We start from the raw sequence: 14,264 nt of genomic DNA, 5'->3' as shown, positions 1-14,264 counted from the left end.
GCCCGCACGCCGGGACAGAAGCCGTCACCACGGTCCCCCCACCGCGGACTTCCCCCACCGCCACACGAGCACGTCGGCCAGTACTGCACGCATCCTCGCACCTGCCACTGACAACGCGCCCGCCGCCCGCCGCCAAATGATCTTGATTGGTCGGCTCTGCCCCCAAAAATGCCTGACAGGTGCTCTGTAGGTGATCGAATGCCGTCCGCTTGAGATCAGTCACGTACGGGCAGCGGCAACCATGGGACCGGGTCGAGCGTCTTTCCTCCGAACATGGTCCGGTGACGGGACGTAAGACGTACCGGCGGAGCAATGGGAACCACAGGGCGACGACAGCCCCGTGCCGGGAGCGCGGCACTACAGTGGGTCGGAACAGCCAGCAAGCAACTAGGAGCGCATGACGTGCGGCCGGTAGGCAGCAAGTACCTCCTCGAGGAGCCCCTCGGCCGCGGCGCCACGGGCACCGTCTGGCGTGCCCGCCAGCGCGAGACCGCGGGGGCCGAGGCGGCCGTGGCCGGACAGCCCGGCGAGACCGTCGCGATCAAGGTCCTCAAGGAGGAGCTGGCGAGCGACCCCGACATCGTGATGCGCTTCCTGCGCGAGCGCTCGGTCCTGCTCCGCCTCACCCACCCCAACATCGTCCGGGTCCGCGACCTGGTCGTCGAGGGCGAGCTGCTGGCTCTCGTCATGGATCTCGTCGACGGTCCGGACCTGCACCGCTACCTGCGCGAAAACGGGCCGCTCACCCCGGTTGCCGCCGCTCTGCTCACCGCGCAGGTCGCCGACGCGCTCTCCGCCAGCCATGCCGACGGCGTCGTCCACCGCGACCTGAAGCCGGCCAACGTCCTGCTGAAGCAGACGGACGGCGAGATGCACCCGATGCTCACCGACTTCGGCATCGCCCGCCTCGCCGACTCACCCGGCCTCACCCGCACCCACGAGTTCGTCGGCACGCCCGCGTACATCGCGCCGGAGTCCGCCGAGGGCCGCCCGCAGACCTCCGCGGTCGACGTGTACGGCGCCGGCATCCTGCTGTACGAGCTGGTCACCGGCCGTCCCCCGTTCGGCGGGGGCTCCGCCCTGGAGGTGCTGCACCAGCACCTGAGCGCCGAACCGCGCCGCCCCTCCACCGTCCCCGACCCGCTGTGGACGGTCATCGAGCGCTGCCTGCGCAAGAACCCCGACGACCGCCCCAGCGCCGAGAACCTCGCCCGCGGCCTGCGCGTCGTCGCCGAGGGCATCGGCGTGCACGCGAACAGCGCGCAGATCGGCGCCGCCGAGAACGTGAGCATGCTCCTCGTGCCCGACCCGGCTCCCGCGCAGGTCCCGGGCGCCCCCGGCGCCGCCGACCCGACGCAGGTCCTGCCGCAGAACCCGAACGGCGCCTACGACCCCAACGGCGCGACCAGCGTCCTGCCGCACACCGGCAACCAGTCGGGCGCCGCCGACCCCACCACCGTCATGCCGCCGGTGCCCCAGGGCGGGCCCGGACAGGGCGGGCCGGGGCAGGGAGGCCCCGGACAGGGCGGGCCCGAGGACCCGCACCCCTGGCAGAACCAGCTGCGCGCCGCCCGCGACCGCAACGAGCAGACGCAGGTCCAGTACCTCGACCCGAACGAGGACCCGCTGCGCCGCCGCCCCCAGCGGCAGGTGTCCCGCCCGCCCCAGCAGCCGCGCCAGGCCCCGCAGGGCCCGCCGCCCCAGCAGCCCTACGGCTATCCGCAGCAGCAGCAACCGCCGCAGCGGTACGCCAACCCGCAGCCCCAGCAGCAGCCGCCCCGCCCGCAACCGCAGCGGTACGCGCCGCCGCCCACGCCCGAGCCGCAGCCGCCCCGGCGTGAGCCCCGGGCGCCGCGGCAGCGCAGCGCCAACCCCATGCGCATCCCGGGCCTCGGCTGCCTCAAGGGATGCCTGTTCACGATCGTCATCCTGTTCGTGGCCGGCTGGCTGATCTGGGAGCTGAGCCCCCTCCAGGACTGGATCGGCACGGGCAAGGGCTACTGGGAGCAGCTCAGCGACTGGTTCACCTCCGTGACCGACTGGATCGGGGACCTCGGCGGCGGCTCGGGCGGCGGGGCGTGACCGGTATCTGAGCCGGCTGAGCCGGCCGCTCCCGCGTTGGTCCGCGCCCGCCGCTCCCGCGTTTCCGCCCGCTCCGGAGGCAGGGCTGTCGACATCCAGCGGGTGATTTCCGCCTCCGCGGTGAAGGTTGGCTCCTCGGACGCGTACTTTTAGGCGCAACACGCGTCGGTAGGAGCAGTCTTGGCACGGAAGATCGGCAGCCGGTACACCGCCCACCAGATCCTCGGGCGGGGCAGCGCCGGCACGGTGTGGCTGGGCGAGGGTCCCGAGGGGCCCGTCGCGATCAAGCTGTTGCGCGAGGACCTGGCGTCCGACCAGGAACTCGTCTCCCGCTTCGTGCAGGAGCGCACCGCGCTGCTCGGCCTGGAGCACCCGCACGTCGTCTCCGTACGCGACCTGGTGGTCGACGGCAACGACCTCGCGCTGGTCATGGACCTGGTCCGCGGCACCGACCTGCGCACCCGCCTCGACCGCGAGCGGCGCCTGGCCCCCGAGGCCGCGGTGGCCGTCGTGGCCGACGTCGCCGACGGACTGGCCGCCGCGCACGCCGCCGGGGTCGTGCACCGCGACGTCAAGCCCGAGAACGTCCTGCTCGACATGCAGGGCCCGCTCGGCCCCGGCGGCTCGCACCCGGCACTGCTGACGGACTTCGGGGTGGCCAAGCTCATCGACACCCCGCGGCGCACCCGCGCCACGAAGATCATCGGAACGCCGGACTACCTGGCCCCGGAGATCGTCGAGGGCCTGCCCCCGCGCGCGGCGGTGGACATCTACGCGCTGGCCACCGTGCTGTACGAGCTGCTCGCCGGCTTCACGCCCTTCGGCGGCGGCCACCCCGGCGCGGTGCTGCGCCGCCACGTGACCGAGACCGTCGTCCCGCTCCCCGGCATCCCGGACGAGCTGTGGCAGCTGCTCGTCCAGTGCCTCGCCAAGGCGCCCGCCTCCCGGCTGCGCGCCTCCGAGCTGAGCGCCCGGCTGCGCGAGCTGCTGCCGATGCTCGCCGGAATGGGCCCGCTGGACGTGGACGAGCCCGACGCCGAACAGGAGGAGGACGAGCCCGACGAGTCAGCGGCACCCCCGGCCTCCTCCTCCCCCTCCGCCGGAGAGCCGGCCCGGCGCCGGGGAGCGGTGCCACTGGTGCCGGGCGCCAAGCCGGCCGACTCCAATCGCGACACCCACACGTCGATGCGCGTACCGGCCCCGGACGAGCTGGCCGGCGGCGCCCGCGGCACCGCCCGCGCCCCGCGCGCGTCCGGCGCCCCGCGCCCCGGCTCGGCCCGCAACCGCGCCACCGCGCGGCGCCGCCGGATCGCGGTGGGGGCGGGCGCGGTCGCCCTCGTGGCGGCGATCGGCGTCGGTACGTGGCTGGCCACGGGCGGGGACGAGAACGGCTCCGGACCCCAGGACACGCGGAACTCCGCACCGGCCTCTCCGTGAGGCCGCGCCCGCCGTGGCCGCCGCCGCAGGTGACGGCCCGGCGAAGCGCGCTGGACGGAGCCGTTACGCTGGATGCGTGGCAGTCGTCGATGTATCCGAAGAGCTGAAGTCCCTCTCCTCGACCATGGAGTCGATCGAGGCCGTCCTGGACCTCGACAGGCTGAGGGCAGACATCGCCGTGCTCGAGGAGCAGGCGGCCGCGCCCTCCCTGTGGGACGACCCGGAGGCGGCGCAGAAGATCACCAGCAAGCTCTCGCACCTCCAGGCCGAGGTCAGGAAGGCCGAGGCACTGCGCGGCCGGATCGACGATCTCGGTGTGCTCTTCGAGATGGCCGAGGAGGAGGACGACCCGGACACCCGCGCCGAGGCCGAGTCCGAGCTGACGGCCGTGCGCAAGGCGCTGGACGAGATGGAGGTCCGCACCCTGCTCTCGGGCGAGTACGACGCGCGTGAGGCGCTCGTCAACATCCGCGCCGAGGCCGGTGGCGTGGACGCCGCCGACTTCGCCGAGAAGCTCCAGCGCATGTACCTGCGCTGGGCCGAGCAGCGCGGCTACAAGACCGAGATCTACGAGACGTCGTACGCGGAAGAGGCCGGCATCAAGTCGACCACCTTCGCCGTGCAGTCGCCGTACGCCTACGGCACCCTCTCCGTCGAGCAGGGCACGCACCGGCTGGTGCGCATCTCGCCCTTCGACAACCAGGGCCGCCGCCAGACCTCCTTCGCGGGCGTCGAGATCCTCCCCGTGGTCGAGCAGACCGACCACATCGAGATCGACGAGTCCGAGCTGCGGGTGGACGTCTACCGGTCGTCCGGCCCCGGCGGCCAGGGCGTGAACACCACCGACTCCGCGGTGCGCCTCACCCACATCCCCACCGGCATCGTCGTCTCCTGCCAGAACGAGCGCTCGCAGATCCAGAACAAGGCCACCGCCATGAACGTCCTCCAGGCCAAGCTCCTGGAGCGGCGCCGCCAGGAGGAGCAGGCCAAGATGGACGCCCTCAAGGGCGACGGGGGCAACTCCTGGGGCAACCAGATGCGTTCGTACGTGCTGCACCCGTACCAGATGGTCAAGGACCTGCGCACGGAGCACGAAGTGGGCAACCCCGAGGCCGTGTTCAACGGTGAGATCGACGGTTTCCTGGAGGCCGGCATTCGCTGGCGCAAGCAGCAGGAGAAGTAGCGCGAAGCGGGAACGCCGCTTTGTCGACAAGGCAACTGCCGCTCTCCTGGCGGCGGTTGCCTTTTCTCTGCTCGCTGTCCGCCGGTGATGTCTGGGTTTTACATCACACTCACACCCTTTGTGTCCGGCATACGTCCCGTACCTGGACATCGCGTACGCAATGGCCTTGACGTTGCTTTGAACATTCGTAAGGGTGAGGCTCGGCATGCGTATTTCTGGGGCGCATGTGAACCGGGGGACTTGAGCGCAGCTACCTCCGTCGATCACGGCCCCGAGTGCGGCCTCACCGACTAATCGGCTACTGGGGGTAGCAACTACATGACGAAGAAGACGCGCATCCGTGTCGCGCGCATAGCGGCCGGCGCCGTGATCGCGGCCGGCGCCTCCCTGACCGCGGCGGGCGCCGCCTCGGCGCTCGAGATCGGCGTGAACGCCAGCGCCGACGGCGACGGTGTCGGCCTCGGCGTGAGCGTCCAGGGCGGCAACGAGGGCGACACCGACGGCAACACCAGCGTCGGTCTGATCGAGGGCAACACGTCCGACGGCAACACGACCGACGGCAACACGACCGACGGCAACACCACCGACGGCAACACGTCGGACGGCAACACGTCGGACGGCAACACGTCCGACGGCACCTCCGAAGGTACGTCCGAGGGCACCTCCGAGGGCACGTCGGAAGGCACCTCCGAGGGCTCCTCGGTGGGTACCTCCGAGGGCACGTCCGAGGGCACCTCCACCGGCACGTCCGAGGGCGGCGACAACGGCGGCACCGGCGACAACGGTGGCAATGGTGACAACGGCGGTTCCGGCGACAACGGCGGGAACGGCGACACCGGCGGCAACGGTGACAACGGCGGCTCGCAGACCACCGGCGGCAACGGTGGTGGTACCGGCGGCGACGACGGCACCACCCCCGACGGCGGTGGCAACGACAACGCCGCTCAGGAGGAGGGTTCCTCCGCCCTGACCGACACCGGCGAGGAGGCCCCGGCCTCCGACACCGCCGCCCAGGGCAGCGGTGACGAGCTCGCCGAGACCGGCGCCGCGGAGACCACGTTCCTGCTGGTCGGCGCCGCCACGATGATCGCCGGCGGCATCGGCTTCCGCATCCTGCCGCGCATGATGAACGGACGCGGCGGGGCCGCTGCCTGACGGTAGCCGTCCGCGTACGCACCGCGCACGCACACGAAGGGGCCCGGAGCTCATTGCTCCGGGCCCCTTCCGCGTGTCCTGTGCGCCCTGTGCCTGTGGGTGTCGAGGCGTCCTGGAGGCCCTCAGGGGCGCTCCGGGCCCGTCAGACGGTCTGGTGGGCCAGTAGGGCCACGGCGGCGATCAGCACCGCCAGCAGCGCGATCAGCGTCATCGGGTTCAGCCCCGCGAAGAAGTTGTTCTCCTGCTGGAGCCGCTCGCGGTTGGCCCGGCACACCGGGCACCTGCCCTCACTCACGGGCGCCGCGCAGTTCGCGCACACCAACCGGTCGTACGTCATGCGCTCGCCCTCCTTGCAACCGGCTCAATTCAGAACAACGCCCGCGACGACACGAACGTTCCCCTTCCACTGTGCCAGGTTCCCCGGGGCCCCGCTCGCCCTCCTGACGGGGACAAAACGCGCAACTACTACGCAACCCCGACCGGTGACTGCGGTCCGCTCCCCGGTTCGCGTATGGTCACGCACATCTACCCCCGGCGACCCGTGGTGCATCCGTGATCCGATTCGACAACGTCTCCAAGGTCTACCCCAAACAGAGCCACCCAGCCCTCAGGGACGTCTCCCTGGAGGTCGAGAAGGGCGAGTTCGTCTTCCTCGTCGGGTCTTCGGGCTCGGGAAAGTCCACCTTCCTGCGGCTGGTCCTCCGCGAGGAGCGGTGCAGTCACGGGCAGGTGCACGTCCTGGGGAAGGACCTCGCCCGCCTGTCCAACTGGAAGGTGCCGCAGATGCGGCGCCAGCTGGGGACGGTGTTCCAGGACTTCCGCCTGCTGCCGAACAAGACGGTCGGTGAGAACGTCGCCTTCGCCCAGGAGGTCATCGGCAAGTCCCGTGGCGAGATCCGCAAGTCCGTGCCGCAGGTGCTGGACCTCGTCGGTCTCGGCGGCAAGGAGGACCGCAGGCCCGGCGAGCTGTCCGGTGGTGAGCAGCAGCGCGTCGCCATCGCGCGCGCCTTCGTCAACCGGCCCAAGCTGCTGATCGCCGACGAGCCGACCGGCAACCTCGACCCGCAGACCTCCGTGGGCATCATGAAGCTGCTCGACCGCATCAACCGGACGGGCACCACCGTGATCATGGCGACCCACGACCAGAACATCGTGGACCAGATGCGCAAGCGCGTCATCGAGCTGGAGAAGGGCCGCCTCGTCCGGGACCAGGCGCGCGGCGTCTACGGCTACCAGCACTGACGTCGAGGAACGAAAGGCTTAACGAGACGCCATGCGCGCCCAGTTCGTAGTCTCGGAGATCGGTGTCGGTCTTCGCCGCAATCTGACGATGACCTTCGCGGTGATCGTCTCCGTCGCCCTGTCCCTGGCCCTGTTCGGCGGGTCGCTGCTGATGAGCGACCAGGTCAACACCATGAAGGGCTACTGGTACGACAAGGTCAACGTCTCGGTCTTCCTCTGCAACAAGAGCGACGCCGAGTCCGACCCCAACTGCGCCAAGGGCGCGGTGACCGCGGACCAGAAGAAGCAGATCATGTCCGACCTCGACGAGATGACCGTCGTCGACAAGGTGACGTACGAGTCGCAGGACGACGCGTACAAGCACTACAAGGAGCAGTTCGGCGACTCGCCGCTGGCCAGCTCCCTCACGCCGGACCAGATGCAGGAGTCCTACCGGATCAAGCTGAAGGACCCGGAGAAGTACCAGGTCATCGCGACCGCCTTCGACGGCCGGGACGGCGTGCAGTCCGTGCAGGACCAGAAGGGCATCCTGGACAACCTCTTCGGCCTCCTCAACGGCATGAACTGGGCCGCCCGCGCGGTGATGGCGCTCATGCTCGTCGTCGCGCTGATGCTGATCGTCAACACGGTGCGCGTCTCGGCGTTCAGCCGGCGGCGCGAGACCGGCATCATGCGCCTGGTCGGCGCCTCGGGCTTCTACATCCAGGCGCCGTTCATCATGGAGGCGGCGGTCGCCGGGCTCATCGGCGGTGGTGTCGCCTGCGGCTTCCTGGTGATCGCCAGATACTTCATCATCGACCACGGGCTCGCCCTGTCCGAGAAGTTGAACCTGATCAACTTCATCGGCTGGGACGCCGTCCTGACGAAGCTGCCGCTCATCCTGGCCACCAGTCTGCTGATGCCCGCGTTGGCCGCGTTCTTCGCGCTGCGCAAGTACCTGAAGGTGTGACACATACCAAGAGGGCCGAACGGTCAAGCGACCGTGCGGCCCTCTCGCGTTGTCCTAGACTCACCGGCATGTCAGGTCGTGACCTGTTCTGTCAGCCCCGTCGCGTACGCCACGGGGCCGCCCTGACCTTGGTGTTCGCCAGTGTGCTCGCCGCGGGCGCGGCCACCGGCTCGTTCCCCGGGACCGACCGGAAGTCCGAGCCCGGCACGGCCCGTTCGGCCGCTCCGGCCGGTCAGCACGGCCGGGACGACGACGTCGCCCGCGCGGCGGCCGAGGCCATGGCCGACGGCAAGTCCCCCGTGGAGGCCGCCGAACGCGCGGTCAGCCGCAGCGGGGACCGCTGGGGCGCGGTCTACTCCCAGGGCGAGTACGAGGAGTTGGAGGCCGCCCTCGACGGCCGCTACACCGGCGTCGGGCTCTCCGCGCGCCGCGAGCGCGACGGGCGTATCGAGGTGAGCAAGGTGCGCGACGGCTCACCCGCCGCCGACGCCGGGATCCGCGAGGGCGACCGGCTGCGCAGCGTCGACGGCGAGCGGGTCGACGGGCGCCCCGTCACCGAGGTCGTCTCCATACTGCGCGGCGACGCCCGGCAGGAGCCCGCCGGCACCGCCGTCCGGCTCGGTCTGGAACGCGGCACGCGCACGTGGACCGAGACCGTGCGACGCGCCCGGCTGTCCACGGACCCGGTGACCGTCCGCAAGTTCGCCGACGGCCTCACCGTCGTCAAGGTCGCCTCCTTCACCAAGGGCGTCGGCGAACAGGTGCGCACCGCCGTCGCGGGGGTGCCGTCCGGCGCCGGAATCGTCCTCGACCTGCGCGGCAACTCCGGCGGCCTGGTCACCGAGGCGGTCACCGCCGCCTCCGCCTTCCTCGACGGCGGCCTGGTCGCCACCTACGACGTCGACGGCGACCAGCGCGCCCTGCACGCCGAGTCCGGCGGCGACACCACCAGACCCCTGGTCGCGCTCGTCGACGGCGGCACGATGAGCGCGGCCGAACTCCTCACCGGGGCCCTCCAGGACCGCGGCCGGGCGGTCGTCCTGGGCTCCCGCACCTTCGGCAAGGGCTCGGTGCAGATGCCGAGCCGGCTGCCCGGCGGCTCGGTGGCCGAGCTGACCGTCGGCCACTACCGCACCCCCTCGGGCCGCGGCGTCGACGGCACCGGCATCACGCCCGACCTGGAGGTCGACCCGGCCGACCCGGCCGCCCTGACGCGGGCCCGCACGGTACTGAGCGGGCTGGGGCCGACCGCGTAATCGGCTTTCCACCAGACCCCTCCGTAGTGCCAAAATGGGCTGCACTATGGCTAAGGAAAAAGGGCGCAAGCTGATCGCGCAGAACAAGAAGGCGCGGCACGACTACCAGATCCTCGACACCTACGAGGCCGGCCTCGTGCTGTCCGGGACCGAGGTGAAGTCGCTGCGCCAGGGACGGGCATCACTGGCCGACGGATTCGTGCAGCTGGACGGACACGAGGCGTGGCTGCACAACGTGCACGTGCCGGAGTACAGCCAGGGCACCTGGACCAACCACAGCGCCCGGCGCAAGCGCAAGCTGCTGCTGCACCGCGTGGAGATCGACAAGCTGGAGGCGAAGTCCCAGGAGACCGGTCACACGATCGTGCCCCTGGCGCTCTACTTCAAGGACGGCCGGGCCAAGATCGAGATCGCGCTGGCGCGCGGCAAGAAGGAGTACGACAAGCGCCAGACCCTCCGGGAGAAGCAGGACCGCCGCGAGGCGGAGCGGACGATCTCGGCGATCAAGCGCAAGCAGCGGGCCTGACGCCGGGAATACGCTGGCACCTTCGTGCGTTGGTCACGTACGATGGCATCCGCACCTCGAAGCGGGTGCAGCCCCTCTCCGGAGGGATTGAAAAATCAACATGGGGATGATCGGTTTCGACAGCGGCTGTCGAAGCAGGGGAAGCGTGTCGAGGAAGCGGCCATGATCTCGTAAACCACAGGCCGAAAAAATAATCGCCAACACCAAGCGCGATTCCTCCCAGCAGGCCTTCGCCCTCGCTGCCTGATCTCAGGTAGCGAAGCGAGCCTCCTACTAAGGGAGTGTCAGCCCGGGGCTGTTCCCGACCCGGATCCTGGCATCAGCTAGGGGACTAAACCTTGATCCCGGTCACGGGGTGAAGAGGGAAACCAAACAGTGACTGAGCCCGTCGGAGACTTGTCCGCGTGATCTCCGGGGCTGAGAAAATCGAAGCGGACTGCACACGGAGAAGCCCTGATTCCGCACCGTTGGACGCGGGTTCGATTCCCGCCATCTCCACGAGGTCGAGGGCGGCGTGTGCTCGCAGAAAGCGCGAGCACACGCCGCCCTCGTCGTTTTTGCGTGGCTTCGCCGCGCGATGCGGGGGCTTCGCCACCCGCACCCCATGCTCGGGCCCCCTGGGTCGCGGGCCCCGCGCCGGCTACCTGAAGGCCGCGGCGTTGCGGGTCGCCCAGGCCGTGAAGGGACCGGCCGGGCGGCCGAGGATCTTCTCGACGTCCGGGGCGACGCGCTGCTCCGCCGGGAGCGGCTCGCCGAGGATGTCGAGCGTGCCGTCGACGACCGGCTCGGGCATGAACCCGGCCATGTGCTCGCGGGCCTGCTCGCGCGTGAGCTCCACGAAGCGCACCTCCTCGCCCAGCACCTCGGTGAACGCCCGCGCCTGCTCGCGCGGGGTCAGCGCGACGGGCCCCGTCAGCTCGTAGGTCTGCCCCGCGTGGCCCTCGTCGCGCAGCGCCACGGCGGCCACCTCGGCGATGTCCGCCGGGTCCACCACCGGGAGGGCGACGTCGGCGAACGGCGCCGCCACCGTGCGCCGGGCGCGCACGGACTCGGCCCACGCGTAGGCGTTGGAGGCGAACCCGCCGGGCCGCAGGATCGTCCAGTCCAGGCCCGAGGAGCGCACGGCCCCCTCGAACTCCCGCAGCCGGCCGTGCGACAGGGCCGCGGGGCGGGTGCCGGTGACCTGGGACGAGAGCAGTACGACCCGGCGCACCCCACCCGCCCGGGCCGCGTCCAGGACCTCGGTGGCAGGTGCGCCGCCGCCGAGCAGCTCACCGGCCGGCAGGATGAACAGGGCGTCGGCTCCCTCCACGGCGGGCCGCAGCGTCGACGGCTCCGCGAGGTCGGCCACGACGTGCCGGCCACCCCCGGGCAGCTCGTGGGAGCGGGGCGTGCGCGAGACGGCCGTCACCTCCTCGCCCGCGGCGGCGAGCGCCGCGACGAGCGGACGGCCGACGTTTCCGGTGGCTCCGGTGACAACGATCATGATGGACTCCCGTGCTCGGTGGTACCGGTCTGGCTGGTCCGGCTCGTGTGCCTTGCCTGCCTGGTCTGCCGGGAAGCTAGCATCCTGAGTAAAGTAGGTACCTAGAAGAAAGCGACTATCCCGGAGGGCTCAATGACCGGCACCACTCCGCGCGGCGCGGGGACCGACCCGGAAGTGGCGTGTCCGGTCTCCCCCGTGCTCGACATCGTCTTCAGCCGCTGGACCACGCCGATCCTGTGGGCGCTGAACGAGTACGGGCGCCAGCGCTTCGTCGAACTCCAGCGCAACATCGGCACCATCACGCCCAAGGTGCTCACCCAGCGGCTGCGTCAGATGGAGCGCGACGGCCTGGTCGGACGTACGTACTACGCCGAGGTGCCGCCGCGGGTGGAGTACGAGATCAGCGACCTCGGGCGCAGCCTGGCGCCGATCTTCGCCGCGCTCGTCGAGTGGTCCGGCGAGAACCTGCCCAAGGTCGCGCGGGCGAGGCAGGAGTTCGACGGCTCGGACGCACCGGTTGCCGTCACGCGCTCGCGTGGTCCCGCCGGGGCAGCAGGGTGAGCAGCAGGGCCACCGCGGCCGCCGTGACCGGTACGCCGTAGGCGGCGGTGGGCGAGACGTGCTCCACCGTCCAGCCGCCCGCCGCGCTGCCGCAGGCGATGCCGCCGAGCAGGCCGGTCACCGCGAGCGTCATGCCCTCGTTGAGACGGCCCTCCGGGGTGCGGTGCTGGACCAGCGTCATCGTGGTGACCATCGTCGGTGCCGTCGCCATCCCGGCGACCAGCAGCGTGAGCGCCAGCAGGGGCAGTGAGCCGCTGACGGACGCCGCGAGCAGCGGCAGCGTCAGCAGGGCCGTCATCGCGGCCACACACCACGGCAGACGGTGCTCGGCCGGACCGGCCGGCTTGAGCGCGCCGTACAGCAGGCCCGCCGCGCAGGAGCCGGCCGCCTGCAGGGCGAGGACCACACCGGCCGCCGCGCGGTGTCCCTGTGCGTCCGCGAACGCGATTGTGACGACCTCCATGGCGCCGAACACCCCGCCCATCGCCAGGCACGTGACCAGCAGCGGCGGGATGCCGGGGGCCCGCAGGGGCGCCTTCGCGCCCGGGCGCGGACGGGCCGGCGGCTCGGTCGAGCGCTGCGCGGCGAACAGCAGCATGCCGCTCACCAGCAGCACCACGCCGACGAGCGTGCCCGCCTCCGGGAACAGCGCGGTGCACAGGAACGCGGCGAGGACGGGCCCGAACATGTAGCAGAGCTCGTCCGTGGCCTGTTCGAAGGAGTTCGCGGTGTGCAGCGCGTCGGCGGCGTCCTTCCGGTCCTTCAGCAGGTGGGCCCAGCGGGCGCGGGCCATGCCGCCGGTGTTGGGGGTCGTCGCGGTGGCGGCGTAGGCGGCGAACAGCGTCCAGGCCGGCGCCCCGTACCGCACGCACAGCAGCAGGGCGACGGAGCCCAGCGCGGCGATCAGGGTGGCGGGCACGGCCACCCTGGCCTGGCCGTGCCGGTCCACGAGGCGTGCGGTCCACGGGGCGACCAGCGCCGTCGCCGCAAGCCCCGTCGCGGTGACGGCGCCGGCGAGGGCGTACGAACCACGGGTGCCGGCGATCATGACGACCGCGCTCACACTGAACATGCCCATCGGGAGCCGGGCAGTGAGATTCCCGATCGTGAAGGCTCGGGCGCCGGGTATGGAGAGGAGGCGCCGGTACGGTCCCGGCGGCCGGCGCCGGGTGCGCGGGCGGAAGTCGGCGGCGACCAGGGTGTCGGCGGTGACGGCGAGGAGGGTGGTGGGCGGAGACGGGCGGGACGGATGCGCGGGGGTCGGTTGCGGCATGCGCTTACCGTCGCCCGTAGGCGATCAGGGGGTCCAACACCTTCTCCGTGGCCATTCACGCACTCCCGTTGTAAATTCGCCGGATGCCCGCACCCGCCCACCTCGACCCCCGCCTCCTGCGGGCCTTCGTCGTCGTCGCCGAGGAGCTGCACTTCACCCGTGCCGCCGCCCGTCTCTACGTCGCCCAGCAGGCGCTCAGCAGGGACGTACGGCGCCTGGAACGGGAGTTGGGCGCCGAGCTGTTCGTCCGGACCACCCGGCAGGTGACGTTGACGGCCGACGGTGAGCGGCTGCTGCCGTACGCCCGCCGGGCCCTCGAGGCGCAGGACGACCTGCTGGCCGCCTTCGGACAGGCCCGCCCACTGCTGGTCGACCTCAACTCCCCGGGGCTGGTCACCGGCCGCCTGGTCCTGGAACGGGCCCGCTCGCTCGCGCCCGAGCAGGAGCTGATGGCGCGTTACGAGAGCGGACTGACGCACGCGGCGGGCGAACTGCTCGCCGGCCGCCTCGACGCCTCCTTCGGCCGGTTCGCCGGGCTGCCCCCGGCGCTGCGGGCCGGACTCGGCCACCAGCCGGTGCGCTACGAGCCCATGGCGGTCGTCCTGCCCGAGGACCACCCGCTGGCCGGACTGACGGAGGTACCGCTCTCCGCACTCGCCGGGGAGACCGTGTACGCCGGGGCCGGCAACCCGCGCACGCCGGAGTGGACCGACCTCGCGCACCGCCTGTTCGACGGGCGCGGCATCGACGTGGCGCCACCCCTTCCGCTGGCGATCGGGGAGGAGGAGTTCCAGCGCATCATGGACAAGACGCGCAACCCGATCCTCGCCGTGGTGAGCTTTCCGGCCATGGCCTCGACCGTGGTGCGCCCCCTCGTCGGCCCCGTTCCGCTGTCGCCCGTGTCCCTGGTCTGGCGAAAAGGACTGGCGCATCCGGCACTCGACGCGCTGCGCCGGGCGGCGGCCCAGGTCGCGGCCGAAAAGTGCTGGCTCCAGACCCCGGTCGAAGGATGGATTCCGGCCGCCGACGCGACTGTGATGTCCGTCCATAACTGACACGCGGCAACCACACATCCTCCGCGTGCGCTACATTCTTTGCCTGAGCACGGTGTGAT

The 14,264-nt window shown here is 71.3% G+C and carries 13 protein-coding genes and 1 other RNA gene; 11 read left to right on the top strand and 3 right to left on the bottom strand.

Features of this window, described 5'->3' with window-relative positions; genetic code table 11:
* Positions 1-402: 402 nt before the first annotated feature.
* The 4 genes from ACGH7X_RS15370 (at position 403) to ACGH7X_RS15355 (ending at position 5,857) form a co-directional block, all read left to right on the top strand.
* Positions 403-2,082 carry a serine/threonine-protein kinase gene (locus tag ACGH7X_RS15370; protein WP_399885691.1) on the top strand — a complete coding sequence of 560 codons (1,680 nt, stop codon included), beginning with the start codon at positions 403-405 and terminating at the stop codon, positions 2,080-2,082.
* A 180-nt stretch (positions 2,083-2,262) separates the two neighbouring features.
* A complete protein-coding gene (locus ACGH7X_RS15365) occupies positions 2,263-3,519 on the top strand; it encodes a serine/threonine-protein kinase (protein WP_399885689.1) in 1,257 nt (418 codons plus the stop codon).
* A 76-nt stretch (positions 3,520-3,595) separates the two neighbouring features.
* Positions 3,596-4,702: a peptide chain release factor 2 gene (gene prfB / locus ACGH7X_RS15360; protein ID WP_399885687.1), complete on the top strand. Its 1,107-nt coding sequence runs from the start codon at positions 3,596-3,598 to the stop codon at positions 4,700-4,702.
* A 318-nt stretch (positions 4,703-5,020) separates the two neighbouring features.
* Positions 5,021-5,857 carry a hypothetical protein gene (locus ACGH7X_RS15355; protein WP_399885685.1) on the top strand — a complete coding sequence of 279 codons (837 nt, stop codon included), beginning with the start codon at positions 5,021-5,023 and terminating at the stop codon, positions 5,855-5,857.
* A 142-nt stretch (positions 5,858-5,999) separates the two neighbouring features.
* On the opposite strand, the gene ACGH7X_RS15350 is transcribed toward ACGH7X_RS15355, so the two are convergent.
* Entirely contained in the window at positions 6,000-6,194 is a 195-nt protein-coding gene (locus ACGH7X_RS15350) for a hypothetical protein (protein WP_024885332.1), read from the bottom strand.
* A gap of 215 nt (positions 6,195-6,409) precedes the next feature.
* On the opposite strand from ACGH7X_RS15350, the gene ftsE reads away from it, so the two are divergent.
* The 5 genes from ftsE (at position 6,410) to ssrA (ending at position 10,331) form a co-directional block, all read left to right on the top strand.
* The gene (gene ftsE / locus ACGH7X_RS15345) at positions 6,410-7,099 is read left to right on the top strand and encodes a cell division ATP-binding protein FtsE (RefSeq protein ID WP_073723721.1); all 690 of its coding nucleotides are present in this window, start codon (positions 6,410-6,412) and stop codon (positions 7,097-7,099) included.
* Between the two features lie 31 nt (positions 7,100-7,130).
* Complete coding sequence (gene ftsX, locus ACGH7X_RS15340) at positions 7,131-8,048, top strand: permease-like cell division protein FtsX (protein ID WP_399885681.1); 918 nt, start codon at positions 7,131-7,133, stop codon at positions 8,046-8,048.
* A 68-nt stretch (positions 8,049-8,116) separates the two neighbouring features.
* Positions 8,117-9,304: a S41 family peptidase gene (locus ACGH7X_RS15335; RefSeq protein ID WP_399885679.1), complete on the top strand. Its 1,188-nt coding sequence runs from the start codon at positions 8,117-8,119 to the stop codon at positions 9,302-9,304.
* Positions 9,305-9,350: 46 nt separating this feature from the next.
* Entirely contained in the window at positions 9,351-9,830 is a 480-nt protein-coding gene (smpB, locus tag ACGH7X_RS15330) for an SsrA-binding protein SmpB (protein WP_399885677.1), read from the top strand.
* Between the two features lie 102 nt (positions 9,831-9,932).
* Positions 9,933-10,331: a transfer-messenger RNA gene (gene ssrA, locus ACGH7X_RS15325) on the top strand.
* 139 nt (positions 10,332-10,470) lie between these two features.
* Here ssrA and ACGH7X_RS15320 read toward each other — a convergent pair.
* Positions 10,471-11,316: an NAD(P)H-binding protein gene (locus ACGH7X_RS15320; RefSeq protein WP_399885675.1), complete on the bottom strand. Its 846-nt coding sequence runs from the start codon at positions 11,314-11,316 to the stop codon at positions 10,471-10,473.
* A gap of 132 nt (positions 11,317-11,448) precedes the next feature.
* On the opposite strand from ACGH7X_RS15320, the gene ACGH7X_RS15315 reads away from it, so the two are divergent.
* Complete coding sequence (locus ACGH7X_RS15315; RefSeq protein ID WP_399885673.1) at positions 11,449-11,877, top strand: winged helix-turn-helix transcriptional regulator; 429 nt, start codon at positions 11,449-11,451, stop codon at positions 11,875-11,877.
* Here ACGH7X_RS15315 and ACGH7X_RS15310 read toward each other — a convergent pair.
* Positions 11,840-13,150, bottom strand: coding sequence for an MFS transporter (locus ACGH7X_RS15310; RefSeq protein ID WP_399885671.1), 1,311 nt, complete (start codon positions 13,148-13,150; stop codon positions 11,840-11,842). The genes ACGH7X_RS15315 and ACGH7X_RS15310 overlap by 38 nt on opposite strands.
* 83 nt (positions 13,151-13,233) lie before the next feature.
* Here ACGH7X_RS15310 and ACGH7X_RS15305 point away from each other — a divergent pair, with 83 nt between their 5' ends.
* The gene (locus ACGH7X_RS15305; RefSeq protein ID WP_399885669.1) at positions 13,234-14,205 is read left to right on the top strand and encodes a LysR family transcriptional regulator; all 972 of its coding nucleotides are present in this window, start codon (positions 13,234-13,236) and stop codon (positions 14,203-14,205) included.
* The last annotated feature ends 59 nt before the right edge of the window (positions 14,206-14,264 follow it).

Origin of the sequence: Streptomyces sp. BBFR51, assembly GCF_044591655.1 — a bacterium.
Taxonomy (GTDB): domain Bacteria; phylum Actinomycetota; class Actinomycetes; order Streptomycetales; family Streptomycetaceae; genus Streptomyces.
The sequence above is the reverse complement of the archived record's forward strand: the minus strand, read 5'-3'. Positions and strand labels throughout refer to the sequence as shown.

What these genes read in the sequence shown, in the direction of transcription:
- ACGH7X_RS15315 (WP_399885673.1), top strand. Translation starts at nt 11,449, where the DNA reads ATGACCGGCACCACTCCGCGCGGCGCGGGGACCGACCCGGAAGTGGCG.
- ACGH7X_RS15355 (WP_399885685.1), top strand. Translation starts at nt 5,021, where the DNA reads ATGACGAAGAAGACGCGCATCCGTGTCGCGCGCATAGCGGCCGGCGCC.
- ftsX (WP_399885681.1), top strand. Translation starts at nt 7,131, where the DNA reads ATGCGCGCCCAGTTCGTAGTCTCGGAGATCGGTGTCGGTCTTCGCCGC.
- smpB (WP_399885677.1), top strand. Translation starts at nt 9,351, where the DNA reads ATGGCTAAGGAAAAAGGGCGCAAGCTGATCGCGCAGAACAAGAAGGCG.
- ACGH7X_RS15310 (WP_399885671.1), bottom strand. Translation starts at nt 13,150, where the DNA reads ATGCCGCAACCGACCCCCGCGCATCCGTCCCGCCCGTCTCCGCCCACC.
- ACGH7X_RS15305 (WP_399885669.1), top strand. Translation starts at nt 13,234, where the DNA reads ATGCCCGCACCCGCCCACCTCGACCCCCGCCTCCTGCGGGCCTTCGTC.
- ACGH7X_RS15350 (WP_024885332.1), bottom strand. Translation starts at nt 6,194, where the DNA reads ATGACGTACGACCGGTTGGTGTGCGCGAACTGCGCGGCGCCCGTGAGT.
- ACGH7X_RS15320 (WP_399885675.1), bottom strand. Translation starts at nt 11,316, where the DNA reads ATGATCGTTGTCACCGGAGCCACCGGAAACGTCGGCCGTCCGCTCGTC.
- ACGH7X_RS15335 (WP_399885679.1), top strand. Translation starts at nt 8,117, where the DNA reads ATGTCAGGTCGTGACCTGTTCTGTCAGCCCCGTCGCGTACGCCACGGG.